Source organism: Kitasatospora sp. NPDC058115, from assembly GCF_042884635.1.
In the GTDB taxonomy this organism is placed as follows: Bacteria; Actinomycetota; Actinomycetes; order Streptomycetales; family Streptomycetaceae; genus Kitasatospora.
In genome coordinates this window covers 170063-193017 of sequence record NZ_JBHVTL010000011.1, presented here as the reverse complement: position 1 = coordinate 193017, position 22955 = coordinate 170063, and the positions used below count along the sequence as shown (strand labels likewise).

Sequence of the window (22955 nt, the reverse complement as noted above, 5' to 3'; positions counted from 1 at the left end):
CCTCGGTGTCCGGTCCCCTCCGCTGCGTCGCGCCTACCCGGGCGGATCCCGCTCTAACGCCCGGCCGGCCCCTCCGGCTCGACGCGGACGGCGACCAGGCAGGTGTCGTCGTCGGTGTCGGCCGGGCTCAGCTCCAGCAGCAGGTCCAGGTAGCGCTCCAGGTCGGAGCCGGGGCGGCCGGCGGCGCGGATGAGGTGGTCGACGGACTCCTCGACGGGGCAGTCCCGGCGCTCGACCAGGCCGTCGGTGTAGAGCAGCAGGACGTCCCCCGGCTCCAGCCGCGCCGAGTGCTCCTCGTAGGCGGCGTCCGGCATGGCACCGAGCAGCACCCCGTGCGGCAGCGGCAGCACCTCGGCGCCGTCCGGGGCGAGCCTGATCGGCGGGAGGTGGCCGGCCCGGGCCCAGCGCAGCGTGCCGTCGTCCGGGCCGAGCAGCGCGCAGACGGCGGTGGCGGTCAGCTGCCCCGGCTCGCGCAGGGCCACGGTGTTGGCCCACTCCAGCAGCCGGCCCGGACCCGCGCCGGTGACGGCCAGCCCGCGCAGCGCGTGGCGCAGCGCGACCATCCCGGTGGCCGCGCCGACCCCGTGACCGGCCACGTCCCCGACGGCGAGCAGCACCTGCCGGTCGGGCAGCACCAGCACGTCGTACCAGTCGCCGCCGACCCGCTCGCGCTTGGCCGCCGGCCGGTAGCGGACGGCGGCGCGCAGCCCGGTGGCGCCGAGCGGCGGCGGCGCCGCGGGCAGGATCGCCTGCTGGAGCCGCAGGGCCAGCTGTTCGCGCTCGGCCGACTCCTGCTCGCTGTCGGCCAGCCGCTCCCGGGTGGCGCCGAGCGCGACCTCCGTCCAGTGCTGCGCCGACACGTCGTGGTAGGCGCCGCGCACGGCGCTCAGCGCGCCGTCGGCGTCCAGCACGGGTTCGGCCACCACCCGGGTGTAGCGCTGGGTGCCGTCCGGGCGGACCAGCCGGAACACCGCGGAGGCGGTGCGCAGCCGGTGCTGGACGGTGTCCAGCAGCCGCCGGACGGCGGGCAGGTCGTCGGGGTGGACGTACCGGCCGAGGTGCGCCAGCGGCACGGCCGGGGCGTCGGGCGGCAGGCCGAACAGCTCGGACAGGCCCGCGTTCCACAGGATCCGGCCGGTCCCGGGCTGTTCCTCGAAGCCGGCGACCCTGGCGAGGCGCTGGGCCTGGCGCAGCAGCACGGTCTGGTCGGACTCCCCGCTCGGGTCGACGTCCCGCTGCCAGGTGAGCAGCAGCCGCCCGTCGAGCGGGGCGACGGCGATCCGCAGGGTGGTGGGCTGGACGATGCCGCCGCCCTGGAAGACCAGGTGCAGGCGGTCGTCGGTGCGGGTCTCGCCGGTCTCGTGGGCCCGCAGCAGCGGTGCGAGCAGGCCGGTCGCGCAGGCCACCGGGTAGGCCTCCAGCAGGGAGGTGCCGTCCAGGCCGCTGCGGGGGCGGCCGAGCGGGTCGAGGAAGGCCCGGTTGGTGCGCAGGATCGTGAAGTCGACCGGCCGGCCGTCGCGCAGGACGGGGGCGAGCAGCAGGGCGGGGGTGAGCAGGCCGTCCAGCAGGTCGGCCTGCCGGTCCGGCGGGACGGCGGGCTCGGGGTGGCCGAGGACGGTGGCGCAGAGGTCGGCGAGGGCCCGGAACTGGCGGTGCTGCGGGGGGCCGAGGGCAGGCGCGGGGCCGGGCCAGAGCACTTCGAGCGCGCCGAGACGGCGGCCGTCGTCGAGCAGCGGGAGGACGGCCCGGGGCGTGTCGGGGCCGCCGACGCGGGGGCCGGGCGCCGCCGGGTCGCCGGGCCAGTGCTCCTCCCCGGTGTCGACGGCCCGCCGGGCGGGGCTCGGGACGCCGGGCGGCACCCGGCTCCAGGCCTCGGCCTCGTCGGCCGGCAGCCCGGCCTGGGCGGCGAGTGCGAGGGCTCCGGCGGGCAGTTGCTGCCAGACCAGCACGGCGTGGGCGCCGAGCGGCGCGGCGCCCTGCCGCAGCACGGCCTCGACGGCGCCGGCCAGGTCGGACGCGGCGGCCAGGGCCCGCACGGGGGCCGCCGGGGCGGACGGGGGCGCGGGGGCACCGGACGGGCCGGACGGGCCGGACGGGCCGGGGGCGGCGGAGGCGTCGGAAGGAGCGGGGGCGGCGGCCTGCGGCCCGGCCGGAGCGCGAACGGCGGGCTCGACGGAGCGGCCGACGACGTCGGCGGCCAGGGTGACGACGGGGACGCCGGCCTCCCCGGCGAGGTGGGCGAGCCGGGCGGCGGCCTCGACGGGCGGGACGGCCAGCCGCTCGGCGAGCATCCCGGTGGCGAGGTCGACCAGCGCGCGGGTGCCCTCCTCGGCCCGCATCCGTTCGGCGGCGTGCTGGAGCCGTCGGACGGTGCCCGCGAGCTGCCGGGCGACGTCGTCCGCCGCCGGCTCGCCGCCGTCGGGCGGCCCGGCGGCGTCCGGCCCGGGAGCGGCGGGGCGGGGAGCGGCGGGGCGGGGGTCGGCGGGGACGGGGTCCGGCCCGGGAGCGGCGGGGCGGGGGTCGGCGGGGACGGGGTCGGCCGGCCCGGGACCGGCGGGGCGGGCGTCGCCGGGAACGGGGTCGGCGGGGCCGGGGTCGCGCGGGGTGCCGCCTCGCGGGCCGGTGGTCATGACGGGTCCAGCCAGTGCCGCATCCGCTCCAGCAGCAGCGCGGTGTCCACGGGCTTGGTGACGTGGTCGTCGGCCCCGGCGGCGAGGCTCTTGGCCCGGTCGCCCGCCATGGCCTTGGCGGTGACGGCGACGACCGGGAGACGGGCGAAGCCCTCGTCCGCCCGGATGGCCGCGATGGTGGCGTAGCCGTCGAGCCCGGGCATCATCACGTCCATCAGGACCAGGTCGGTCTCGGGGTGGCGGCGCAGCAGGTCGAGTCCGGCGCGGCCGTCGGCGGCGTGCAGGACGGTCAGGCCGTGCTGTTCGAGGGCGGCGGCGAGGGCGAAGACGTTGCGGATGTCGTCGTCGACGATCAGCACGGTGCGCCCGGCGAGCGGTTCGTCGGCGGGGACGTCGGGCTCGGCGGGCCCCGCGGCGGCGGGGTGACGCCCGCCCAGCAGCGCGATCAGGCGTTCGCGCACCTCGTCGAGCCCTGAGAGGACTTCGAGGCGGTCGACCGTCGTGCCGATGCCGGCGGCCGGGCCGCCGTCGCCGTGGTAGCCGAGGACGGGGGTGCTCTCGGGGAGGGCGGTGAGCAGCACGGGGACCAGTTCGCCGGTGTGGGCGAGGTCGACGACGGCGCAGCGGTAGGGGCCGTCGGCGACGGCGGCGCGCAGCCCGGCCTCGTCGCCGGCGCTGCGGACGCCGGCCTGCGGGTCCTCGCCGTGGGCCTCGGCGGCGGTGCGGGCGAGCAGGGTGAGCAGGGCCGGCGGGTCGGCCTCGACGACCAGGACGCGGGTCACGGCGGGCGGGGCGGTCGCGGGCCGGTCGCGGCGGGCGAGCGGGAGGTAGAAGCTGAACCGGCTGCCCTGCCCGGTGGTGGAGCGCACGGTGAGGGCGCCGCCGAGCAGGCGGGCGAGTTCGCGGCTGATGGACAGGCCGAGGCCGGTGCCGCCGTAGCGGCGGCCGGTGGTGCCGTCGGCCTGCTGGAAGGCGCCGAAGATGCTGTCGAGGTGGGCGGGGTCGATGCCGATGCCGGTGTCGTCGACGTGGAAGGCCACCGCGGCCTCGGCCTGGCCGATCTCGACGGGCAGTTCGGCGGCCTCGACGCGTTCGATGCGCAGGTCGACCCCGCCCGCGTCGGTGAACTTGATGGCATTGGACAGCAGGTTGCGCAGGACCTGGCGCAACCGGGCCTGGTCGGTGACGAGTTCGCCGGGCACGCCGTCCTCGACGGTGATCCGGAAGGCGAGGTCCTTCTGGTCGGCGAGCGGTTTGAAGGCGGACTCGACGTAGGCCAGCAGGTCCTGGACGGCGAAGGGTTCGGGGGCGAGCTCCATCTTCCCGGCCTCGACCTTGGAGAGGTCGAGGATGTCGTTGATGAGCTGGAGCAGGTCGGAGCCGGCCGAGTGGATGACGCCCGCGTACTCGACCTGCTTGGGCGTGAGGTTGCCGGCCGCGTTCTGGGCGAGCAGCTGGGCGAGGATGAGCAGGCTGTTGAGCGGGGTGCGCAGTTCGTGGCTCATGTTGGCCAGGAACTCCGACTTGTACATCGAGGTGAGGCTCAACTGCCGGGCGCGCTCCTCCAGTTCCTGGCGGGCCTGTTCGATCTCCAGGTTCTTGGCCTCGATGTCGCGGTTGCGGTCGGCGAGCTGTCCGGCCTTCTCGGCGAGTTCGGCGTTGGAGCGCCGCAGCTCCTCCTGCCCGTTCTGCAACTCCTCGGAGCGGGCCTGGAGTTCGGCGGTCAGCCGCTGGGACTCGCCGAGCAGTTCGTCGGTGCGGGCGTTGGCGAGCAGGGTGCCGAGGTTGACGCCGCAGGCCTCGGCGAACTGTTCCAGGAAGTCGCGGTGGACGGCGCTGAAGGGGTGGACGGAGGCGAACTCCATGACGCCGAGCAGCCACTCCTCCAGGGCGATCGGCAGGATCACCACCGAGCGGGCGTGGGTGGCGCCGGCGCCGGAGGCGATGGTGGCGTAGTCGGGCGGCAGGTCGTCGACGGTGAGGGTGCGCCGGCTGCGGGCGGTCTGGCCGACCAGGGACTCGCCGAGCCGCAGCCGGGCGGGGGTGGTTCCGTCGCCCGGCGGTCCGTAGGCGCTGATGCGGGCCAGCGCGGTGGATTCGCCGTCCTCCTCGGCCAGGTAGAAGGCCCCGTACTGGGCGCCGACCAGCGGGGTCAGCTCGTCGGTGATCAGCTCGGCGACGGCGCGGACGTCGCGTTTGCCCTGCATGGCGCCGGTGAAGCGGGCGAGGTTGGTCTTCAGCCAGTCCTGCTCCTCGTTGGCGCGGGTGCTCTCGCGCAGCGACTCCACCATGAAGTTGACGTTGTCCTTGAGGTCGGCGACCTCGCCGGAGGCGTCCACGGTGATCGAGCGGGTGAGGTCGCCGGCCGCGACGGCGCCGGTGACCTCGGCGATCGAGCGGACCTGCCGGGTGAGGTTGCCGGCGAGTTCGTTGACGTTCTCGGTCAGCCGCTTCCAGGTGCCGGAGACGCCCTCGACCTCCGCCTGGCCGCCGAGCCGGCCCTCGGTGCCGACCTCCCGGGCGACCCGGGTGACCTCGTCGGCGAACGAGCCGAGCTGGTCGACCATGGTGTTCACGGTGGTCTTGAGCTCCAGGATCTCGCCGCGCGCGTCCACGTCGATCTTGCGGGTGAGGTCGCCCCCGGCGACCGCCGTCGTCACCTGGGCGATGTTGCGCACCTGGCTGGTGAGGTTGTGCGCCATGAAGTTGACGTTGTCGGTGAGGTCCTTCCACGTCCCGGCGACGTTGGGCACCCGGGCCTGGCCGCCGAGGGTGCCCTCGGTGCCGACCTCGCGGGCGACCCGGGTCACCTCGTCGGCGAACACCGAGAGGGTGTCCACCATCGTGTTGATCGCACCGGCCAGTGCGGCCATCTCGCCCTTGGCCTCCACGGTGATCTTCCGGGAGAGGTCGCCCCGGGCGACGGCGGTGGCCACCTCGGACATCGAGCGGACCTGGCCGGTGAGGTTGGAGGCCATCACGTTGACGTTGTCGGTGAGGCCCTTCCAGGTGCCGGAGACGCCCCGGACGGTGGCCTGGCCGCCGAGGTTGCCCTCGGTGCCGACCTCGCGCGCGACCCTGGTGACCTCGTCGGCGAACGCGGACAGCTGGTCGACCATCGTGTTGATGGTCTCCTTGAGCAGCAGGATCTCGCCGCGCGCGTCGACCCGGATCTTCTGGGTGAGGTCGCCCTCGGCGACCGCGGTGGTGACCTCGGCGATGGCGCGCACCTGGGCGGTGAGGTTGTCCGCCATCACGTTCACCGACTCGGTGAGGTCCTTCCAGGTGCCGGAGACGTCGCGGACGTCGGCCTGGCCGCCGAGCCGCCCGTCGCTGCCCACCTCGCGGGCCACCCTGGTCACCTCGTCGGCGAACGCGGACAGCTGGCCGACCATCGTGTTGACGGTGTTCTTGAGCTCCAGCAGTTCGCCGCGCGCGTCGACCTCGATCTTCTGGGTGAGGTCGCCGCGCGCCACCGCGGTGGTCACCTGGGCGATGTTGCGCAGTTGCCGGGTGAGGTCGCCGGCCATCGCGTTGACGGCGTCGGTGAGGTCCAGCCACGTCCCGGACGCGCCGGGCACGTGCGCCTGCCCGCCGAGCCGGCCCTCGGAGCCGACCTCCCGGGCCACCCGGGTCACCTCGGAGGTCACCCGGGCGAGTTGCTCCACCATGCCGTTGAACACGGCGGCGATCTCGCCGGGCACCCCCGGCAGGTCGGGCCGCAGCCGGGTGCGGAAGTCACCGTCGCGAACCGCCGTCAGCCCGGCGAGCAGCTGCCGCAGGACCTGCTCGGACTGCTCCACGTGGCCCGCCTCGGCGCCCGGCGCACCGCCCGGCGCCCGGTGCTCGTCCATGCGTCCACCACCCGGATCGAGCGCGCGGCCGGATCGCCCGACGGCGGGCCCGGCCGTGGGAAGCGGCGGCGCCGCCCCGCCTCCCACTGTGCCACCGTCGCGCGGGAGGCGACACGCGGGACGTCCGGACCGGTGGCGGCCGCGCGGTGGTTCGCCGCCCGCCGACCGGGTAGACGCGCTCGGCAAGGACGGGGAACCGGAACCGGAGAGGAGCACGGCCATGCCCCGAGGATCGAGCCCCAAGCGGGAACGCCAGTACGAGCACATCAAGGAGAGCGCGCTGGACCGCGGCGAGAGCGAGAAGCGGGCCGAGGAGATCGCCGCCCGGACGGTCAACAAGGAACGCGCCCGGCACGGCGAGTCCAGGACCGCGAGCCGCAGCTCCACCCATGACATCTCCTCCGGCCGGCGCGGCGGACAGCGTTCGCACCGGGGCGCCGGCGGGCCCACCTACGACCAGCTGTACAACGAGGCCAGGCAGCGCGGCATCAAGGGGCGCTCGAAGATGAACAAGCGCGAGCTGTCCCACGCGCTCGGCCGGTGACCACGGGAGGAGTGCCATGACCGCCACCGCGACGACCGTCACCGGTGCGGCGGGCACCGCCGCGAGCGTCCCGACGGTGCCCCCGCCCGGCCACCCGGACACCGAACCCTTCCCCCACCCGCACCCGAACCCGCTCCCACGGCCGGAACCGGACCCGGCGCCGCCGCCGGTGCCGCCGTTCCCGCCGCCGGAGCCCGACCCGGGCCCGCCGACCGAGCCCGGCCGGGCGGGCGCCTGAACACCGCTCCCCGCGGCCCGTACGGCTCAGCCGTACGGGCCGCGGTGGTCCAGCGGCGACGGCACCTCCAGCCAGACCGACTTGCCCGCGCCCTCGGGCCGCGATCCCCAGGCGCGGGCGAGCCGGTCCACCACGCGCAGCCCGTGCCCGCCCGGCTGCCCCGGATCGGCGGACGGGCGCAGCTGCGGCGGTACCGGGCTGGCGTCGCTCACCTCGACCCGCAGCCGCAGGGTGTCCCAGCGCAGCCGCAGTTCGCGCGGGCCGCCGGGCGCGTGCAGGCAGGCGTTGGTGACGAGTTCGGAGACCATCAGCAGGACGTCCTCGAAGACCGCGACCTGCTCGTCGTCGGGCCACTGCTCGCCGTCCACCGCCAGCCAGTGCCAGTCGAGCAGCGCCTGGCGGCTGAAGTCGCGCGAGCGCTGCACGGCTCCCCGGGCGCCGCTCAGCGCCAGCCGCCGGGTCTCGTCCGGATCCGGTGCCGGGGCGGGGGCGGGGCCGGGGCCGGGGCCGGTCGTCATGTCGTCACGCCCGCTCACCGGCCGGGCCGGCGCCCGTCTCCAGGGCGAGGGCGAGGGTGGGGTGGACCCGCAGCACGGTGTCGGCCCCGGTCACGGCGAACAGCCGCACGAGGGCGGGGCGCGGCCCGGCGACCTCCAGCCGGACGCCGGCCCGTTCGGCCTCCTGGCGGGCCCGCAGCAGGATGTTCAGCCCGGTGGAGTCGCAGAAGCGCAGTTCGGCGAGGTCGACCAGGATCCGGGCGAGGCCCTCCTCCGGCAGTCCGGCGAGCGCGGTGCGCAGCCCGTCCGCCGAGTCGTGGTCGAGTTCTCCCCCGACGGTGACGATCCGCACCGGTCCGTTGCGGTGCACCACGACGGACAGTTCTCCCGGCCGGTAGTTCTCCGGGGGCTCGCGCCGCGTGCCACCGGGTCCGTCCCCCGTGCCCCCCGTGCCCCCGGCGTCGCCCGCGGAGAGATGCATGGCTGGCTCCCGGTCCGGTCGCAAAGGCTTGGTGCCGTCCAGACCATGATGCCGCGCCGCCGGGCGGGCCGCGCGGACGGCGCGGACCGGCCGGTCCGCGGCCCGCCACGGCGCTCGCGGCGGTGTCCGGGTCCTCTCGTCCACGGCCCGCGTTTGCCCGCCCCCCCGCCCGGCTACACGCCGGGCGGGGCGGACCGGTGGATGATCGGAACGGGACGGGGTCGCGCGGTCGGGGAGGGAGCGCGGCGGGAGCCGACGGACGGCCGCGACGGACGCGACGGACGCGAGGCGACGGACAGGACGGAGGAGGGGCGGATGACACGGGGAGCAGGGGGAGCAGGGCGCCGCGAGGGCACCACCGCGCCCCGGGACGGACGCCAGGAGTCACCGGAGGAACGCGCGGACCGCCGCTGGAGCGACCTGCTCCAGGAGGTGCGGGTCGCGCAGACCGGCTCCCAGGTCCTGTTCGGCTTCCTGCTGAGCGTCGTCTTCATGCCGCGGTTCGCCCAGTTGGAGCAATTCGACCGCGATCTGTACGTGGTCACCGTGGTGCTGGGCGCGCTCGCCACCGGCTCGCTCGCCGCGCCGGTCTCCTACCACCGGCTCTTCGCCGGCCGCCGGCTCAAGCCGCAGCTGGTCGACGCGGCCGCGCGGCTGGTCGCGATCGGCCTGATCCTGCTGGCGCTGACCATCGGCTCCGCACTGCTCCTGCTGCTGCGGGAGGCCACCGACGGTGCCGCGGCCGCCTGGATCGCGGGCGCGGTGATGGCCTACTTCGCCGTCTGCTGGCTGCTCCTGCCGGTGGTCCAACTGCGCCGCCAGAACCGCCGGGAGAAGCGCCCGCCCGAGGACTGAACCGCGGACCGGGACGTTTCGCCACCGCGCCCGGGGCAACACGCCCGCCATGAGGACTCACCGCGATCCGCCGCCACGCACCGTCGTCGTCACGGGGGCCGGGGCCGGAGTCGGCCGGGCCTGCGTACGGGAGTTCGCCGCCCGCGGCGACCGGCTGGTGCTCACCGGGCGCGGCCGGGCCGGGCTGCGCGCCGCGGCCGCCGAGGCCGGGCAGGCGGGCGCGCCCGCGCTGGTCGTCCCGGCCGACGTCGCCGACCCCGAGGCCTGCGAGGACGTCGCGGACCGCGCCGAGGAGGCGTTCGGGCCGATCGACGTCTGGGTGAACGACGCCTTCGCGGGGGTGTTCGCGCCCTTCGCGGACATCACCGCCGCCGAGTTTCGCCGGGTCACCGACGTCACCTACCTTGGATACGTGAACGGCACCCGAGCTGCGCTGCACCGGATGCTGCCCCGCGACCGCGGCACCGTCGTGCAGGTCGGATCGGCCATCGCCTACCGGGGCATTCCGCTGCAGAGCGCGTACAGCGGCGCCAAGCACGCCCTCCAGGGCTGGCACGAGGCGCTGCGCTGCGAACTGCTCGCCGCCCGCTCGGGCGTGCGGGTCACCATGGTCCAGCTGCCCGCCGTCAACACCCCGCAGTTCGACTGGGTGCTCAACCGGCTGCCCGGGCGCGCCCGGCCGGTCGCGCCGGTGTACCAGCCGGAGGTCGCCGCCCGCGCCGTGCGGTTCGCCGCCGACCACCCCGGGCGGCGCGAGTACTGGGTCGGCGCGAGCACGGTGGCGACCCTGTTGGCCAACGCCGTGGCACCCGGGCTGCTCGACCACTACCTGGCCCGCACCGGCCGGTCGGCGCAGCAGGAGGACCGGCCGCGACGCGTCCAGGACCGCGCCAACCTGTGGGAGCCCGCCGACGACGACGTCGACCACGGTGCGCGCGGGCGCTTCGACGACGAGGCCCACGCGCGCAGCCCGCAGCTGTGGGCCTCCCAGCACCGCGCCCTGCTCGCGGCGGCGGGTTCCGGCCTGCTGGGCACGGCCGGCCTCGCGCTGGCCCGCGGTTCGCGCCGGAGCCGGCCGTGACCACGCGCCCGACCCCCGGAACGGTGCCGACCGTCGGGGTGGAGGAGGAGTTCCTGCTGGTCGACCGCCGGACCCGGCTGCCCGTCGCCCGCGCCTCGCAGGTGCTGGCGGCCGCCTCCCGGGTGCTGGACGAGCAGGTGCAGCCGGAGATCTTCCAGGTGCAGGTGGAGACCACCAGCCGCCCCGCACTTCGCCTCAAGGAGCTGGCCGACGACCTCGCCCGGCTGCGCGCCGGCCTGGTGGCGGCGGCCGCCGACGCGGACTGCCTGCTGGTCGCCAGCGGGACGCCGGTGCTGGCGGGACCGGAGCCGGCGCTGCTCACCGACAACCCCCGCTATCGGCTGATGGCGGACCGCTACCCGGCCGCGGCCGACGGCTACAGCGGGGCGCTCTGCGGCTGTCACGTGCACCTGGGCACCCTGGAGCGCGGGCTCGCGCTGGCGCTCGGCAACCGGCTGCGGCCCTGGCTGCCGGTGCTGCAGGCGCTCGCCGTCAACTCGCCGTTCGACGCGGGCCGCGACAGCGGCTTCGCCAGCTGGCGGGACGTGCGCTGGTCGCGCTGGCCGACCGTCGGCGCGGCGCCGCTGGTGGACGAGCGGGGCTACGAGCGGCGCGCCAACGCCCTGGTCGCGCGCGGCACGCTGCTCGACCGCCGGATGATCTACTGGTACACCCGCCCGTCGGAGCACGTGCCGACGCTGGAGGTGCGGGTCGCCGACGTCAACGCCGACCTGGGGACGGTGCTGCTGTTCGCCGGGCTGCTGCGCGGGCTCGGCGCCGTCCTGCTCGACGAGGCCCGGGTCGGGCTGCCCCCGCCCGCCGTACCGCACGGCCGGCTGGCGGCCGCCCACCGGCGGGCCGCCCAGACCGGCCCGTCGGGCGAGGGGATCGACCCGTTCACCGGGTGGCCGGTGCCGATGCCCGCGCTGGTGGACCGGCTGCTGGAGCGGGCCGCGCCGGGGCTGTCCGCCGCGGGTGACCTGGCGGCCGTCGAGGCCGGTCTCGACCGGCTGCGCCGGCTGGGCAGCGGTGCCGAGCGCCAGCGCCGGGACTTCCGCGCGCACGGGCGCGCACGCGACGTGGTCGACGGACTCGCCCGGCTGACCGCCACCGTCACCCCGCCCGTCTGACGCATGACCTGCCCGCTTCGGGGCAGACGCCTCCCGGGCGGGCACCGGCCCGCCCGTGGCGAACGGAGGCGAACACCATGGCGACCGACGACAAGGTGCGCAACATGGCCGAGAAGGCCCGCGGCAAGGCCAAGGAGGCCGCCGGCCGGGCCACCGGTGACCGCACGATGGAGGCCAAGGGCCGCGGCACCCAGATGAAGAGCGACCTGAAGCAGGCCGCCGAGAAGCTCAAGGACGCGGGCAAGGACTGACGCGGCCCCCGCGACCGCACCGACACCGACGAACCGGAGGTGGGCGACCATGACCGGCCCGCACGACCGTACCCGCGAACCCCCGGACCCGCCCGTGCGGGCCGAGACGCCCGAGTCACGGATGACCGGCGAGGGCGGTGCTCCGCCGGAGCACGAGGAGCAGAAGGGCCCGGCCGACGGCCCGGAGTACGCCGTGACCCGGCAGGCGGACGGGGAGCCGGGGCGTGAGCCCCCGCCCGACCGTCCCGCCGACGACCCGCAGCCGTACGAGCCGCCCGACTGACCGCTCCCCCGCACCGCACACCGTTCGCCGCAGGCCGGTGGGATGATCACAACATCCCGTCCGGCCTGCGGCGAACGGCTGCTCCGCCCCGGCGCACGCCGCGGCCTGCTACGACAGCGCCAAGTCCTACTCGAAGCCCGATGGGGCGCGGTGGTACCCGGCGGGGTCCTCCTACCTCACGACGACGAGCAACTGCGCCGACATCAACATCAAGCCCAAGACCAACCGCTACGTCGCCGTGTGCTTCGTACCGAGTTCGGGATCGCCGTACTGCCAGTCGGGCTACAAACTGGCCACCGCAGGTCAGTGGAACGTCATCGCGACCGACGTGCAGAACGGCACCCGCTTCTACTTCGACTTCCAGTCGACGGCCCTGTCCAACGGCAGCTGGGCCGCCTGATCTCCACGGCGCCCGAACGGCCTCCGGACTCCGGCCGTGTGCCGGAGTCCGGAGCGTCCCGTGCCCGCGAGGTCCTCGCCCGCTCGGGCATCGCTCACGGCGTCACCAGGTGGAACAGGCCGCCCTCCGCGTCCTGGAGGGCGGCCACCCTGCCGTACGGGGTGTCGACGGGCGGCCGGAGCACCCGGCCGCCCAGCCGCAGCGCGCGGGCGGTCGCGTCGTCGACGTCCGCGGTCTCGAAGTGGACGTGCCAGCGCGGCCTCAGCAGCGGCTCCGTGGCGCCGTCGGTGCCGCCCCCGCACAGCGCGGCGGCGGCACGGCCGTCGACCCTCAGCACCACCCGGTCGTGCTCGTAGCGGACGTCGTAGCCGTCACCGTCGCGTTCCGCCCAGTCGAAGACCCACGCGTAGAAGATGGCGGCGGCGAAGGCGTCACGGGTGCGCAGCTCGGTGCGGACCGGCGCGCCCGGTCCGCACGGCCCTCCCGGCGGGCGGGCGGGTGCCTGCCAGAGACCGAAGACGGCGTTCTGGGAATCGGCGCCCAGCACCACCCGGCCCCCGTCGAAGGTCAGCGGGCCGACGGCCACGGTGCCGCCGCCGGAGCGGATCCGCTCGGCGGCCGCGTCGGCGTCCTCGGTGCCGAAGTAGGTGGTCCAGCCGACCGGGAACCCCCAGCGGCGGGCCGTCTCGGCGAGACCCGCCACCACGGTGCCGTCGGCGATCCCGTGCAGGTACGGCCCCCAGGGGCTCGGCACCGGACGGAAGGTCCAGCCGAGCAGGGGACCGTAGAAGGAGGTGGCGGCCGGCAGGTCACGGCTGAGCAGGCTCACCCAGCACGGCACGGCCGGCACGCAGCTCGGCGGTTCGGTCGGCGGCGGTTCGGTCGGTGCCAGGTCGATCGGCGCCAGGTCGATCGGTGACGGCGCGGTCGCGGCGATGGGGCGCTCACGGCCCGGGGGCCCGGGCACGGCTCAGCCCTCCAGGGCGGCGGCCGGCCGGTGGAGGGGTTCGTCCGGCCGCTCGACCGCCACCCGCCGGGCAGGTTCCCCGCCCGGGCCGTCCCTCCCGGCGAGTCCCCGGTATGCCCGCAGCAGGACGCTCGCGTCGTTCGTCATGGCCGCACTCCTCCTTCCCACTTCCGTGTCTCGGCCGGGCGTGTCCCCGGACCACCGGCCGGCAAACACCGCCCACCGGGCGTCCGGGGGGCGGTACGACCCGACGGCCCCCGGCGCGATTGAAGCGACCGGGGGCGGGCAGACGCACAGATTCCCCCGACACCCCTCACCCGCCCCCGTACGGAGGCACCATGAACGGCCCTGACGGGCTCCTGGGCGAACTGTCCACCGCCCACCGCGCGGTGGAGGCCCTGCTGCGCCGACTCGACACCGTCCACGCCCGAGGCGAGCACGCCGTGGCGGACGGCCACCGGCTGCTGGCCGAACTGGACCGGCTCCTCGACGAGCACCTGACCGCCGAGGAGACGTCCTTCTACCCGCTCGTCCGCCAGTACCTGCCCGCCGGACGGGCGCTCGCGGACGCCGCCGCCCACACCCACGAGACGGTGCGCCGGCTGCTGGCGCGGGCGATGGACGAACGGCTTCCGGCCGCCGACCGCACCCACTGCACCGGCGCGCTGCTGGTTCTCCTGCGCGCCCACCTGAGCGGCGAGAACGAGCGGCTCTTCCCGCTGGTCCGCGCGGCCGTCCCGGCGGCGGAGCTGCGGCGCTGCGCCGACCGGCTCGCCGAGGCCCGGCGGGCCGGCCCCTGCTCCCCCGTTTGGGGGCTGCCTCCGGGCACCGGCGCCATCGCCTCGCTGCGCGACCGGTTCACCGGCCACGACAGCACCGACCGGCCGCACGGGCCGTGACCCCCCGCAGCCCCCGGCCAACGGTGCGTCAGCAGCGCGCTCCGTCCGGGCCGGTACCGTTTCGGCCGCCGCCCGTCGGCAACCCGCAGGAGTATGGCGTACCTCGAAAGCACCGCGACGACCGTCCCGCTCCCCCGCCCGGCGGGTGCCCCCGCGAGCCGGCCCGGTGCCTGGCTGTTCCTCCGCGAGCCGCACCGCACGGCGGCGGGCGCACCGCGCGGCGCCGTGCTGTTCGGCCGGGACGGCACGCTGATCCAGGACGTCTCCTGCAACGGCGACCCCGGCGCGGTCCACCCGCTGTCCGGGGTGCGGGCCGCCCTCGCGGCGCTGCGGACGGCCGGCTTCGCGCTCGGTGTGCTGAGCACCCAGCCCGGGGTCGCGCGCTGCGTGCTGCGACGCGAGCAGGTCGAGGCGGTGCAGGCCCGCACCGAACTGCTGCTCGGGCCGGTCGAGGTGTGGGCGGTCTGCCCGCACGGGCCGCACGACGGCTGCGACTGCCGCCCGCCCGCGACCGGTCTGGTGACCGCCGCCTGCCGCGCACTCGACCTGCCGCCGGCGCTCGTCACGGTGGTGGCCCACGGAAGTCCGCTGATCGAGGCCGCCCTGGCCGCCGGCGCCCACGCCGTCCGCCTCCCCGACGCCGCCCGGCCCCCGGCCGCACCGTACACACCCTGCGTCCCGGCCGTCTGCCGCTCCGCCGACGGCCCCGAAGACGCCGCCGGCCTGCTGCTGCAGGGCTGACGGCCGGTCACGGCCCCGCTGCCCGAACCGGCCGGCTACCGCACGGCTGATCGCCGTCCGCGAAGGGACGAGGACACCGCGGGCCGGCTCCGCCGGGCACGTCCGCTTCCACACCGAACGCCCCCGAGGCCCGCCGACTTCGTCGTCGACGGCGGGCTCGTGGACTCCCTGTGAGGCGGGAGGTCAGGGTTCCCGGTCGGGCATGGTCGCCGCCTGGTGCCTGGCCGGCTCCGCCGTGAGGGCCACGAGGTCCTCCGGGGGCAAGGGAGGCGCCGCTTTGCCGGGCTCGGGGTCGATGCCGTTGTCGAGCCGGAAGCCCTCGTGTCCGCCGGTCATGATGTCCGCCGGGCGCCGGCGCGATGTCGGCCGGCGGCGGGCAGACGGCGACCCCCCGGCCGCCCGCGCGCACGCCGTCCGCGTCCCCCGGGATCCCGCCGACCTGCTGCTGCACGGCTCGGTGCCCGTGGGCGGGATGCGCAGGGCGGCATGAAGCCCGCTCGGCGCGGCGGCAGCCCACCGGCCCAGAACCCCGCCGATCACCGCCTCCAGACGCGGCAGCGGGCCGCCACCCAGGCCGGCCCGCTGCCGCGACCGCGCGACGCAAACGGCAACTTCCCGGCGGGCCGCTACCCGGGCCGGCCCGCTGCCGCGACCGTGCGGGGCAGGACGGCGTCGATGGCCTGGGTGAACGGTCCGAGGTCGCCCGGGTTGCGGGAGGTGATCAGGTGCCAGCCGCCGCTGTCGTCCTCGACCAGCGGCTCGTCCGTCCACTCGGCGCCCGCGTTGGTGAGGTCGGTGCGCAGCGACGGGTAGGAGGTCAGCCGTTTGCCCTCGGCGACCCCGGCCTCGGCGAGCAGCCAGGGGCCGTGGCAGATGGCCGCGACGGCCCGGCCGGTGGTGGTGAAGGCGCGCACCAGCCGGACGGCCTCGTCCTGGAGCCGGAGCGTGTCGGCGTTGATCGTGCCGCCGGGGATCAGCAGCAGGTCGTAGCCGTCGGTGCCGTCGGCTACGACCTGGCCGAGGGTGTGGGTGGGGCGGACCGTCTCGCCGGGGTCCTCGTCCCCCACCAGGGTGCGGATGTCGTCGTCCTCGACGGCGGCGATGTCGACCCGCACGCCGTCGTCGCGCAGGTGCCGCAGCGGGACGAGGAGTTCGTCCTGCTCGACGCCGTAGTTGGTGACGATGGCCAGGGCCTTGCAGTCGCGGGTCATGGTTCTCCTCCTGGTCGGCCGGCTCCCGGTGCGGGAGGCGGTGGGCAGGGCGTGGTGGCCCCCGGACGCGGGCGGGTACCCGGGCGGGCGCCCGGTATGCGTGGTCGGGTGGCTGTGGGCGGCGGATCGCGCTGGACTACGGGTGTGGGCCGTTGCGGTGTCGGGTAGCCGCAGGCCACCGGTGGGCGTGAGGGTCCGCCCCGAAGCCGAGGGAGGCAGTGGTGAGTGCCAGACGACGCTCGTGGGCCGTGAGCGTGGAGCGGGCGGCCGGGCGGCCGGGCGGGGAGGCCGGTCCGCAGCGCGAGGACGTGGAGGCGGAGCAGGGCCCGGCCGTGGCCGACGCCCCGGCGGAGGACGAGGAGGGCGACGGTCCCGAACCGCCGGCCGCGGACCGCGCGGCGCCCTGACGGTCAGGTCGGCCGGGGTCGGGTCAGCCGCCGGGGTCGTCGCCGTCCGCGTCGTCGCCGTCCGCGCCGGGCTCGCCGTAGCGGGCGCGCCACTCGCGGGCGCGGGCGTTGTGCCAATCCACCCCGCGTTGCGCCTGGTGCTCGGAGAGGCCGCTGAGTGCGGCGACGAGGCCGAGCGGCACCGGCTCGTCGCAGTCGGCGAGCGTGCGGCAGACCTTCGCCGCCCACTGCTCCTCGTGGACGAACGGGCGGTTGCGGTACTCCGCGATCAGCGCGGCGAGGTGGTCGGACGAGCAGGCGGTGACGACCCGCCTGCCGTCGAGTCCGGGGTCGTGGGCGTGGACGGCGGAGGAGTCCGGGACGAGCGCGCCGAGCAGTTCCTCGTCGTGCAGGACCCGGCCGCAGTGGTCGCACAGGTCGTACCCCGCCGCGTCGTGCGCGCCGGGTCCGCCGTTCACCGGGGGTTCGTAGTGCTCCACACCCGGCGCCTACCCGGCCCGCTCCGGGCCAACCGCCCCGGTACGTGCTGCCGGGGGCGGGTAGGCGCACGGTCCGGAGTTCGACGATCGGGAGGTCACCATGACCGGGACACCGCGGGAACGGCCGCTGCACGACATGGGCGGCGCGATCGGGCCGGCCGGCACCGCCGGGGCACGCCGGCCGGGGCGGGACGCCGAGGGGGCGGAGGGCGCGCGACGACGGCCCGCGCCGGTCGGCAGGGGCGGCACGCCGAACGTGGCCGGCAGCGACGGGCAGCAGCCGGAGATCGCCGAGGGCCCGGTGCCGGGCACCGCGCCCGGCGAGGGCGACGCCCGCGCGGAGCACCGGGCGCCGCTGGAGGTCGATCCGCCGCCACGGAACGGGCCGGGGTCCGGGACGGAGTCCGGGACCGGGTCCGGTGAGCCGCCGGTGTGGGAGCCGGAGACCGGGGCGCGCAGCCACGATCCCGGCGCTGCGCCCGAGGACGAGGGCATCCCCGATCTGCAGGACGGCTCGCCGTCCCAGTGGTGGTCGGGCGACCCGCAGGTCCAGCCGGTGCCGGGGGACGCGCCGGTGGCCGTCGAGGCCTTCGGCACCACCGGGGCCGAGCAGGCGGAGGGCGAGTCGCTGGACGCACGGCTGGCCCAGGAGGAGCCGGAGCCGGACGAGGCGGCCGGTACCCCGGAGCCCGCGGCCGGGCGGCTCGACCTGCTCGACCCGCACAGCGACCTGCGGGCCGCCGCGCCGCAGGACACGGCCGGGCTGTCGGCCGAGGAGGAGTCGGTGCGGATCAGGCGGGACGAGGCGGGCCGGGAGGACGCGGAGCGGACCGACGGCGCCGAGGACCGCACCGAGTGGCCCGGCGTCGAGACCCCGGAGGAGGTCGAGGGCGCCACCGGGGCGCAGGACGCCGAGGGCGACGTGCCCGGGATCGGCTGAGCCGCCCGCCCGTCCCCCGCGCCCGGCCGTGACGACGGCCCCGGGTCCCCCGTCGGGGGGATCCGGGGCCGGGGTCGTGCGGAGCGCTCCGGGCTCAGCCCGGGGTGATCCGGCCCCGCCAGCCGCCCTCGGCGCGCCCGCGCTCCTCGATGAAGTTTTTGAAGCGCCGCAGGTCGCCCTTCACCCGCCGGTCGACCATGCCCAGGGCGGATCCGGCCTTCTCGGCCATCCCCTCGGGCTGGTAGTCGATGGCCAGGCTGACCCGGGTGTGCGCCTCGTCGATGCGGTGGAAGCTGACGACGCCCTTCTGGTGGACCTCGCCGTCGACGGTCCGCCAGGCGATCCGCTCGTCCGGCAGCTGGTCGACGATCTCGGTGTCGAACTCGCGGCTGACCCCGCCGATGCTGGTCCGCCAGTGGTTGTGGCGGTCGTCGAGCTGGGTCACCGAGTCGACGCCCTCCATGAACCGGGGGAACTCCTCGAACAGCGTCCACTGGTCGTAGGCGGCGTGCAGCGGCACGTCGACCTCGACCGACTCCTTGACCATGCTCATCCGGTGCCTCCCTGCTGGGTCACGGCCGGGCCCGTCCCGGCCTCGGCTGCGCGCCTGCCCCGCCCGGGCGCCGGTAACCGTCCGTTCGCCGGAGAACCGTCCCAGTGGGTGCCACCCGGTGGCCGACCGGCGCCGCCCGGGATTGCATGGGAATCCCCGATCCCCTGCTCCGGGAGGCAGTCGTGTACGAGATGTGGGCCGAGTCCGATCCGGCGGTGGATCCGTCGGGCCTGGTGTGGCACGTGGTGTCGAAGGACGACGCGTCGACGGCGCTCTGCGGGCAGCTGTTGGAGCTGTCCCGCCGGGTGGTCCCGAACGGCCTGGACGGGCCTGCCGGGGTGCCGGACCGCTACTGCGATCCGTGCCTGGTCACGGTGCGCGAGACCATGGCGGCGACCGCCGGCTGACAGCGTGGCGGGGGCGTGCACCATGTGGTGCACGCCCCCGCCACGCTGTGCGCGGGCTCTCAGGGCAGTGGTACGGCGTCCAGGCAGGGGTGCCGGGCGCTTCCGGCGGGCGCGGTCAGGACGGTGGCCACCTGGCCGGCGATCTCCACCCGGAGATCGCCGTCGGCGCTCGCCCACACCGGCCTCCCGCCCGGTCCCAGGGCGCCGGTCCGGTGGACGACGACGACGGAGAGTGGCGCGTGTCCGCCGGTCGTGGCCGGCAGGGTCACCGCGTAGCGGCGGTACGGGTCGGTCATGGCCCGCCTCCTCGGTTCGGCCCCCGCCTGTCGATTGTCCGCACACCGGGCCGGACCGCACCTCGGGGCCGGCGGCCCCGGGCCCGGTTCCCGGGTCGCGGCTTGCTCCGGAACCCCGGCGGGTTCCCCGGGCGGGCGGCGGCAAACCCCGGCGCCGGGCCGGCCCGGGGCGCGGGTCGGCCCGGCGGCGCGGGTCGGCCCGGCGGCGGATCAGTCCGGGTCGGGTGCCGGGCCGGTGCCCGGCCGGTCGTGGGCGCTCAGCCGGCGGGCCACCGTGCCGAGGTCGGTGTCCAGCCGCCGGGCCGCCCGGGCGAGCAGCATGAGGGCGGTGTGCGGCGCCACCCCGTAGCGCTCCATCACCACGCCCATGGCCAGCCCCGTGGTGTGCCGCCGGTCCAGCAGGTCGGCCACCGCCCGGGCCAGCGCGGAGCGGTCCAGGGCGATCGAGGACTGCAGGGCGAGCGCCGCGACCAGCCGCAGTACCGACGCCCCCGGCTCCGTCGAGGAGAGCAGGTAGGCGCTGAAGGCGGTGCACCCGTGCGGGTGGGTCCGCAGGTGTGCCGCGACCACCGTGCGCACGCCGCAGCGCCGGGCCCGGTCGGTGAACCGCCCCGGGCGACCCGCCTCGATCCGCACCACGACCTGGCCCTCCCCCTGGGTCCGGATCCGTGCCAGCGGCCCGGCCCCGGCCTCGCCCTGCGCCCGCTCCAGCGCCAGCAGCTGCGGCGAACCCGCCGCCAGGGTGTGCACCGCCCCGTCGTCGTGCCAGGTGCTCACCGCCGCCCCCGCGCAGTCCGGCAGCGCCACCCGGGCGAGGTGGAGCACCTCGCCGAGGGTCGAGAACGGCCGCGAGCGGCCCCGCTCTCGGCCCGCGAGCTCGCCGAGCTCCGCGAGCAGGGTCTCCGAGAGCGCCTGTGCCGGGGCCGCCCGCCGCCGCCTGGCTCCGGGGCCGGGGCCGGGGCCGGGGTTGCCGGACGCGGTGGGCCCGCCGTCTTTGGCGTCCAGCAGTTCCCGGGCCCGCGTCACGGCCCGCGCCGCGTCCGCCTCCCCGGTGTAGACGCCGATGGTGTAGCCGATGTCCCGCAGCCGCTGCCGCGCGTCGGACGAGCGGTCCCCGGCCAGGGCGTCGTGCTCGGCGACCAGCCTGCGCAGCTCCGCGACATCCACGATCGACATGGCCACCTCCGGTCGGATCCGCACAGTATGCCCAGCCGGGTACGGCACGTGATGACGGCGCGACGGAGCGTGGCCGGGCCCCGTCGCAGGGAAGGCCCGGACGGCGGACGGCCGGCCCGGCCCTGCCCGGCCCTGCCCGGCCCTGCCCGGCCCGGTGGCGGACGCGGGTTTGCCCGGCCGCCGGTCGGCTAGCCGCCGGGTATGGACACTTCCTCCCATGACCTCCCGCAGGGCGGGCCGTGCGCCCGCCGGCTGCGCGACGCCCTGGACGCCCCGGCCGGCTGGCGGTTCCTGGACCGCGCCGCCGCTCCGCTCGCCGACGCGCTGAACGGGCTGCCGCTCGGCCGCTACCGCGATCTGCTGCACGGTGTGTGGCTCGGCCACCCCCTGCACCCGGCGCTGGTCCAGCTGCCGCTCGGCTGCTGGATCTCGGCGGAGCTCCTGGACGCCCTGCCCGGCCACCGCCGGGCGGCGGGCGTCCTGGTCGCCGCCGGGCTGGCGGCGGCCGGGCCCGCCGCCGCGGCCGGCTGGGCGGACTGGGCCCGTCTGGACCCGCCCCGGCGGCGCACCGGCCTGGTGCACGCCGCCGCCAACAACGCGGGCGTCCTGCTGTTCGCCGCCTCGCTGGTGGCCCGCTGCCGCCACCGGCCGCTGAAGGGCCGGCTGCTCGGCCTCGCCGGGCTGACCGCCGTCTCGGTCGGCGGCGTGCTCGGCGGCCACCTCTCATACCGGCAGGCGGCGGGCCCCAACCGGGCGGCGGCCGTACACCGGCTGGCGCCCCCGGACTGGGTCGGGGTGGGGCCGGTCGAGGACTTCCCGCCGGGTGAACCGGTGCGGCGCACGGTCGACGGCCTGGCGGTCGTGGTGGTCCACGACGACCAGGACCGCTGGCACGTCCTCGCCGAGCGCTGTGCCCACCTGTCCGGCCCGCTGGCCGAGGGTGCGGTGGTGGACGGCTGTCTGCGCTGCCCGTGGCACGGGAGCGAGTTCCGGCTGAGCGACGGCGAGGTCACCCGGGGGCCCGCCACCTCGCCCCAGCCGGTGCTGGAGGCCCGGGCGCTCTCCGGACACCTGGAGATCCGGCTCCCCGGCGCGGGCTGACGGAGGACGGGGCCCGGGCGCCCCGGCGCCACCGGAACGCTCGGCGGGTGCGGGTCAGCGCGGCTCGACGCCGAGGCGGAAGCCGAGTTCGGTGAACCCCAGCGCCGCCGCCACGCGCCGGGACGCCGGGACGCTGGCCCACCACTGCGGCAGCAGGTCCCGCGCGAGCGCGTGCCGCACCGCGGCGGAGGCAGCCGCCCGGGCGAGGCCGCGGCCGCGGCCGCGCAGAGCGAGGGCGATCAGCACGGCCAGGCGGCCGGTGCGGCACGGCCGGCGACGGCAACCGGCCGCAGCGGCGACCCGGCCGCCCGCCCGGACGGCGAAGGCGGGCAAGATGATGCCGTCGAGCCCCACCTCGTCGACATCCGCGCAGGGCGAGGGCCGTCAGCACGGCCAGGTGGCCGGTGCGGCACCGCCAGCGGCAGCAGCCGACCGCAGCGGCGACCCGGCCGCCCGCCCGGACGGCGAAGGCGAGCGAAGTGATCTCGTCGAGGCCCGCCTCGACAGCATCCGCGCAGGGCGAGGGCCGTCAGCACAGCCAGGCGGCCGGTGCGGCACGGCCGGCGGCGGCAGCCGGCCGCAGCGGCGACCCGGCCGCCCGCCCGGACGGCGAAGGCGGGCGAAGTGATCTCGTCGAGGCCCGCCTCGACAGCATCCGCGCAGGGCGAGGGCGGTCAGCACGGCCAGGTGGCCGGTGCGGCACGGCCGGCGGCGGCAGCCGGCCGCAGCGACGACCCGGCCGCCCGCCCGGACAGCGAAGGCGGGCAAGATGATGCCGTCGAGGCCCACCTCGTCGACCTCCGCCCACCCCGCGAACGCGTGCCGCACCGCAGCGCAGCCGGCCGCTCAGGCGAGGCCGCGGCCGCGCAGGGCGAGGGCGATCAGCACCGCCAGGTGGCCGGTGCGGCACGGCCGGCGGCGGCAGCCGGCCGCAGCGACGATCCGCCCGCCCGCCCGGACAGCGAAGGCCGGCAAGGTGATGCCGTCGAGGCCCACCTCGACGGCATCCGCCCACCCCGCGAACGCGCGCCGCACCCCGGCGCAGCCGGCCGCCCAGGCGAGGCCGCGCACGGCGAGGGCCGTCAGCACCGCCAGGCGGCCGGGGCGGCACCGCCGGCGACGGCAGCCGGCCGCAGCGACGACCCGGCCGCCCGCCCGGACAGCGAAGGCCGGCAAGGTGATGCCGTCGAGGCCCCCCTCGACGGCATCCGCCCACCCCGCGGGCCCGTTGCAGGCCGATCGGTTCCGGGTGCCCGGCCGGCAGCAGCTCCACGCCCGCGTCTGCGCCCGCGCCCGCGTCGACCGGCCGGAAGCCGGCCTCGGACACGTGGGCGAGCGCGGCCGGTCCGAGCATCCGGCCGCGCGGGAACGCCCTCGCGAACACCGCCGGATCACCCAGCCGGCCGGCCGACACCCCGGCCGCGGCGGCACGGATCCGGTCGGCGGCGTCCTCCGTCGGCGCCGTCACGACGCCCGCCCAGCCGGGCGGGCAGAGCCGCGGCCCGGGAAAGACCACCGCCTCGACCTCGCCCGC

27 protein-coding genes are annotated in these 22955 nt (G+C 77.0%); 14 read left to right on the top strand and 13 right to left on the bottom strand.

Annotated elements, in window-relative coordinates; all coding sequences use genetic code 11:
• Positions 1-53: 53 nt before the first annotated feature.
• Positions 54-2630, bottom strand: coding sequence for a SpoIIE family protein phosphatase (locus ACFVVL_RS14465; RefSeq protein ID WP_387674847.1), 2577 nt, complete (start codon positions 2628-2630; stop codon positions 54-56).
• A complete protein-coding gene (locus tag ACFVVL_RS14460; RefSeq protein ID WP_387674845.1) occupies positions 2627-6484 on the bottom strand; it encodes a HAMP domain-containing protein in 3858 nt (1285 codons plus the stop codon). The genes ACFVVL_RS14465 and ACFVVL_RS14460 overlap by 4 nt, the downstream gene beginning before the upstream one ends.
• A gap of 220 nt (positions 6485-6704) precedes the next feature.
• Here ACFVVL_RS14460 and ACFVVL_RS14455 point away from each other — a divergent pair, with 220 nt between their 5' ends.
• Both ACFVVL_RS14455 and ACFVVL_RS14450 read left to right on the top strand, forming a co-directional pair.
• The gene (locus ACFVVL_RS14455) at positions 6705-7028 is read left to right on the top strand and encodes a plasmid stabilization protein (protein ID WP_380296291.1); all 324 of its coding nucleotides are present in this window, start codon (positions 6705-6707) and stop codon (positions 7026-7028) included.
• Positions 7029-7044: 16 nt separating this feature from the next.
• Positions 7045-7266 carry a hypothetical protein gene (locus ACFVVL_RS14450; RefSeq protein ID WP_380296290.1) on the top strand — a complete coding sequence of 74 codons (222 nt, stop codon included), beginning with the start codon at positions 7045-7047 and terminating at the stop codon, positions 7264-7266.
• A 26-nt stretch (positions 7267-7292) separates the two neighbouring features.
• Here the strand turns inward: ACFVVL_RS14450 and ACFVVL_RS14445 are convergent, their stop codons facing one another.
• Together ACFVVL_RS14445 and ACFVVL_RS14440 are read right to left on the bottom strand one after the other, a co-directional pair.
• Positions 7293-7784 (bottom strand): ATP-binding protein, encoded by a 492-nt coding sequence (locus tag ACFVVL_RS14445; RefSeq protein ID WP_387674841.1) that lies wholly within the window; start codon positions 7782-7784, stop codon positions 7293-7295.
• Positions 7785-7788: 4 nt separating this feature from the next.
• Positions 7789-8244: an STAS domain-containing protein gene (locus ACFVVL_RS14440; protein WP_387674838.1), complete on the bottom strand. Its 456-nt coding sequence runs from the start codon at positions 8242-8244 to the stop codon at positions 7789-7791.
• Between the two features lie 315 nt (positions 8245-8559).
• On the opposite strand from ACFVVL_RS14440, the gene ACFVVL_RS14435 reads away from it, so the two are divergent.
• The 6 genes from ACFVVL_RS14435 (at position 8560) to ACFVVL_RS14410 (ending at position 12244) form a co-directional block, all read left to right on the top strand.
• Positions 8560-9099 (top strand): DUF6328 family protein, encoded by a 540-nt coding sequence (locus ACFVVL_RS14435; RefSeq protein WP_387674835.1) that lies wholly within the window; start codon positions 8560-8562, stop codon positions 9097-9099.
• Between the two features lie 49 nt (positions 9100-9148).
• Positions 9149-10180, top strand: a complete 1032-nt coding sequence (locus tag ACFVVL_RS14430; RefSeq protein WP_387674832.1) for an SDR family oxidoreductase — start codon at positions 9149-9151, stop codon at positions 10178-10180.
• Complete coding sequence (locus ACFVVL_RS14425) at positions 10177-11310, top strand: glutamate--cysteine ligase (protein WP_387674829.1); 1134 nt, start codon at positions 10177-10179, stop codon at positions 11308-11310. The genes ACFVVL_RS14430 and ACFVVL_RS14425 overlap by 4 nt, the downstream gene beginning before the upstream one ends.
• A 77-nt stretch (positions 11311-11387) precedes the next feature.
• Positions 11388-11561 (top strand): CsbD family protein, encoded by a 174-nt coding sequence (locus ACFVVL_RS14420; protein ID WP_380296281.1) that lies wholly within the window; start codon positions 11388-11390, stop codon positions 11559-11561.
• A 49-nt stretch (positions 11562-11610) separates the two neighbouring features.
• On the top strand, positions 11611-11844 hold the full coding sequence (locus tag ACFVVL_RS14415) for a hypothetical protein (RefSeq protein WP_387674826.1): 234 nt from the start codon (positions 11611-11613) through the stop codon (positions 11842-11844).
• 238 nt (positions 11845-12082) lie between these two features.
• A complete protein-coding gene (locus ACFVVL_RS14410) occupies positions 12083-12244 on the top strand; it encodes a hypothetical protein (RefSeq protein WP_387674823.1) in 162 nt (53 codons plus the stop codon).
• 94 nt (positions 12245-12338) lie between these two features.
• Here ACFVVL_RS14410 and ACFVVL_RS14405 read toward each other — a convergent pair whose 3' ends face one another.
• Positions 12339-13211: a VOC family protein gene (locus tag ACFVVL_RS14405; protein WP_387674820.1), complete on the bottom strand. Its 873-nt coding sequence runs from the start codon at positions 13209-13211 to the stop codon at positions 12339-12341.
• 3 nt (positions 13212-13214) lie between these two features.
• Positions 13215-13358, bottom strand: a complete 144-nt coding sequence (locus ACFVVL_RS14400; RefSeq protein WP_387674817.1) for a hypothetical protein — start codon at positions 13356-13358, stop codon at positions 13215-13217.
• A gap of 191 nt (positions 13359-13549) precedes the next feature.
• Between ACFVVL_RS14400 and ACFVVL_RS14395 the strand changes: the two genes are divergently transcribed.
• Positions 13550-14110: a hemerythrin domain-containing protein gene (locus ACFVVL_RS14395; RefSeq protein ID WP_387674814.1), complete on the top strand. Its 561-nt coding sequence runs from the start codon at positions 13550-13552 to the stop codon at positions 14108-14110.
• Positions 14111-14203: 93 nt separating this feature from the next.
• Positions 14204-14851: an HAD-IIIA family hydrolase gene (locus ACFVVL_RS14390; RefSeq protein ID WP_380296272.1), complete on the top strand. Its 648-nt coding sequence runs from the start codon at positions 14204-14206 to the stop codon at positions 14849-14851.
• A gap of 626 nt (positions 14852-15477) precedes the next feature.
• On the opposite strand, the gene ACFVVL_RS14385 is transcribed toward ACFVVL_RS14390, so the two are convergent.
• The gene (locus ACFVVL_RS14385) at positions 15478-16062 is read right to left on the bottom strand and encodes a DJ-1/PfpI/YhbO family deglycase/protease (protein ID WP_387674811.1); all 585 of its coding nucleotides are present in this window, start codon (positions 16060-16062) and stop codon (positions 15478-15480) included.
• A gap of 221 nt (positions 16063-16283) precedes the next feature.
• On the opposite strand from ACFVVL_RS14385, the gene ACFVVL_RS14380 reads away from it, so the two are divergent.
• A complete protein-coding gene (locus ACFVVL_RS14380; protein ID WP_387674808.1) occupies positions 16284-16469 on the top strand; it encodes a hypothetical protein in 186 nt (61 codons plus the stop codon).
• A gap of 23 nt (positions 16470-16492) precedes the next feature.
• Here the strand turns inward: ACFVVL_RS14380 and ACFVVL_RS14375 are convergent, their stop codons facing one another.
• On the bottom strand, positions 16493-16927 hold the full coding sequence (locus ACFVVL_RS14375) for a hypothetical protein (RefSeq protein WP_387674805.1): 435 nt from the start codon (positions 16925-16927) through the stop codon (positions 16493-16495).
• A 121-nt stretch (positions 16928-17048) separates the two neighbouring features.
• Here ACFVVL_RS14375 and ACFVVL_RS14370 point away from each other — a divergent pair, with 121 nt between their 5' ends.
• On the top strand, positions 17049-17888 hold the full coding sequence (locus tag ACFVVL_RS14370; RefSeq protein ID WP_387674802.1) for a hypothetical protein: 840 nt from the start codon (positions 17049-17051) through the stop codon (positions 17886-17888).
• A gap of 94 nt (positions 17889-17982) precedes the next feature.
• Here the strand turns inward: ACFVVL_RS14370 and ACFVVL_RS14365 are convergent, their stop codons facing one another.
• Positions 17983-18441 (bottom strand): SRPBCC family protein, encoded by a 459-nt coding sequence (locus ACFVVL_RS14365; protein WP_387674800.1) that lies wholly within the window; start codon positions 18439-18441, stop codon positions 17983-17985.
• 182 nt (positions 18442-18623) lie between these two features.
• On the opposite strand from ACFVVL_RS14365, the gene ACFVVL_RS14360 reads away from it, so the two are divergent.
• Positions 18624-18848 (top strand): hypothetical protein, encoded by a 225-nt coding sequence (locus tag ACFVVL_RS14360; protein ID WP_380296263.1) that lies wholly within the window; start codon positions 18624-18626, stop codon positions 18846-18848.
• A gap of 59 nt (positions 18849-18907) precedes the next feature.
• Here ACFVVL_RS14360 and ACFVVL_RS14355 read toward each other — a convergent pair whose 3' ends face one another.
• Entirely contained in the window at positions 18908-19144 is a 237-nt protein-coding gene (locus ACFVVL_RS14355; protein ID WP_380291744.1) for a DUF6296 family protein, read from the bottom strand.
• A 210-nt stretch (positions 19145-19354) separates the two neighbouring features.
• Entirely contained in the window at positions 19355-20320 is a 966-nt protein-coding gene (locus tag ACFVVL_RS14350; RefSeq protein ID WP_387674795.1) for a DUF5133 domain-containing protein, read from the bottom strand.
• Positions 20321-20521: 201 nt separating this feature from the next.
• On the opposite strand from ACFVVL_RS14350, the gene ACFVVL_RS14345 reads away from it, so the two are divergent.
• A complete protein-coding gene (locus tag ACFVVL_RS14345; protein WP_387674792.1) occupies positions 20522-21421 on the top strand; it encodes a Rieske 2Fe-2S domain-containing protein in 900 nt (299 codons plus the stop codon).
• 54 nt (positions 21422-21475) lie between these two features.
• Here ACFVVL_RS14345 and ACFVVL_RS14340 read toward each other — a convergent pair whose 3' ends face one another.
• Together ACFVVL_RS14340 and ACFVVL_RS14335 are read right to left on the bottom strand one after the other, a co-directional pair.
• A complete protein-coding gene (locus ACFVVL_RS14340; protein WP_387674789.1) occupies positions 21476-21775 on the bottom strand; it encodes a GNAT family N-acetyltransferase in 300 nt (99 codons plus the stop codon).
• A gap of 492 nt (positions 21776-22267) precedes the next feature.
• Positions 22268-22597 (bottom strand): hypothetical protein, encoded by a 330-nt coding sequence (locus tag ACFVVL_RS14335; protein WP_387674787.1) that lies wholly within the window; start codon positions 22595-22597, stop codon positions 22268-22270.
• Positions 22598-22955: the final 358 nt, after the last annotated feature.

What these genes read in the sequence shown, in the direction of transcription:
- ACFVVL_RS14465 (WP_387674847.1), bottom strand. Translation starts at nt 2,630, where the DNA reads ATGACCACCGGCCCGCGAGGCGGCACCCCGCGCGACCCCGGCCCCGCC.
- ACFVVL_RS14460 (WP_387674845.1), bottom strand. Translation starts at nt 6,484, where the DNA reads ATGGACGAGCACCGGGCGCCGGGCGGTGCGCCGGGCGCCGAGGCGGGC.
- ACFVVL_RS14455 (WP_380296291.1), top strand. Translation starts at nt 6,705, where the DNA reads ATGCCCCGAGGATCGAGCCCCAAGCGGGAACGCCAGTACGAGCACATC.
- ACFVVL_RS14450 (WP_380296290.1), top strand. Translation starts at nt 7,045, where the DNA reads ATGACCGCCACCGCGACGACCGTCACCGGTGCGGCGGGCACCGCCGCG.
- ACFVVL_RS14445 (WP_387674841.1), bottom strand. Translation starts at nt 7,784, where the DNA reads ATGACGACCGGCCCCGGCCCCGGCCCCGCCCCCGCCCCGGCACCGGAT.
- ACFVVL_RS14440 (WP_387674838.1), bottom strand. Translation starts at nt 8,244, where the DNA reads ATGCATCTCTCCGCGGGCGACGCCGGGGGCACGGGGGGCACGGGGGAC.
- ACFVVL_RS14435 (WP_387674835.1), top strand. Translation starts at nt 8,560, where the DNA reads ATGACACGGGGAGCAGGGGGAGCAGGGCGCCGCGAGGGCACCACCGCG.
- ACFVVL_RS14430 (WP_387674832.1), top strand. Translation starts at nt 9,149, where the DNA reads ATGAGGACTCACCGCGATCCGCCGCCACGCACCGTCGTCGTCACGGGG.
- ACFVVL_RS14420 (WP_380296281.1), top strand. Translation starts at nt 11,388, where the DNA reads ATGGCGACCGACGACAAGGTGCGCAACATGGCCGAGAAGGCCCGCGGC.
- ACFVVL_RS14415 (WP_387674826.1), top strand. Translation starts at nt 11,611, where the DNA reads ATGACCGGCCCGCACGACCGTACCCGCGAACCCCCGGACCCGCCCGTG.
- ACFVVL_RS14400 (WP_387674817.1), bottom strand. Translation starts at nt 13,358, where the DNA reads ATGACGAACGACGCGAGCGTCCTGCTGCGGGCATACCGGGGACTCGCC.
- ACFVVL_RS14395 (WP_387674814.1), top strand. Translation starts at nt 13,550, where the DNA reads ATGAACGGCCCTGACGGGCTCCTGGGCGAACTGTCCACCGCCCACCGC.
- ACFVVL_RS14390 (WP_380296272.1), top strand. Translation starts at nt 14,204, where the DNA reads ATGGCGTACCTCGAAAGCACCGCGACGACCGTCCCGCTCCCCCGCCCG.
- ACFVVL_RS14385 (WP_387674811.1), bottom strand. Translation starts at nt 16,062, where the DNA reads ATGACCCGCGACTGCAAGGCCCTGGCCATCGTCACCAACTACGGCGTC.
- ACFVVL_RS14370 (WP_387674802.1), top strand. Translation starts at nt 17,049, where the DNA reads ATGACCGGGACACCGCGGGAACGGCCGCTGCACGACATGGGCGGCGCG.
- ACFVVL_RS14365 (WP_387674800.1), bottom strand. Translation starts at nt 18,441, where the DNA reads ATGAGCATGGTCAAGGAGTCGGTCGAGGTCGACGTGCCGCTGCACGCC.
- ACFVVL_RS14355 (WP_380291744.1), bottom strand. Translation starts at nt 19,144, where the DNA reads ATGACCGACCCGTACCGCCGCTACGCGGTGACCCTGCCGGCCACGACC.
- ACFVVL_RS14350 (WP_387674795.1), bottom strand. Translation starts at nt 20,320, where the DNA reads ATGTCGATCGTGGATGTCGCGGAGCTGCGCAGGCTGGTCGCCGAGCAC.
- ACFVVL_RS14345 (WP_387674792.1), top strand. Translation starts at nt 20,522, where the DNA reads ATGGACACTTCCTCCCATGACCTCCCGCAGGGCGGGCCGTGCGCCCGC.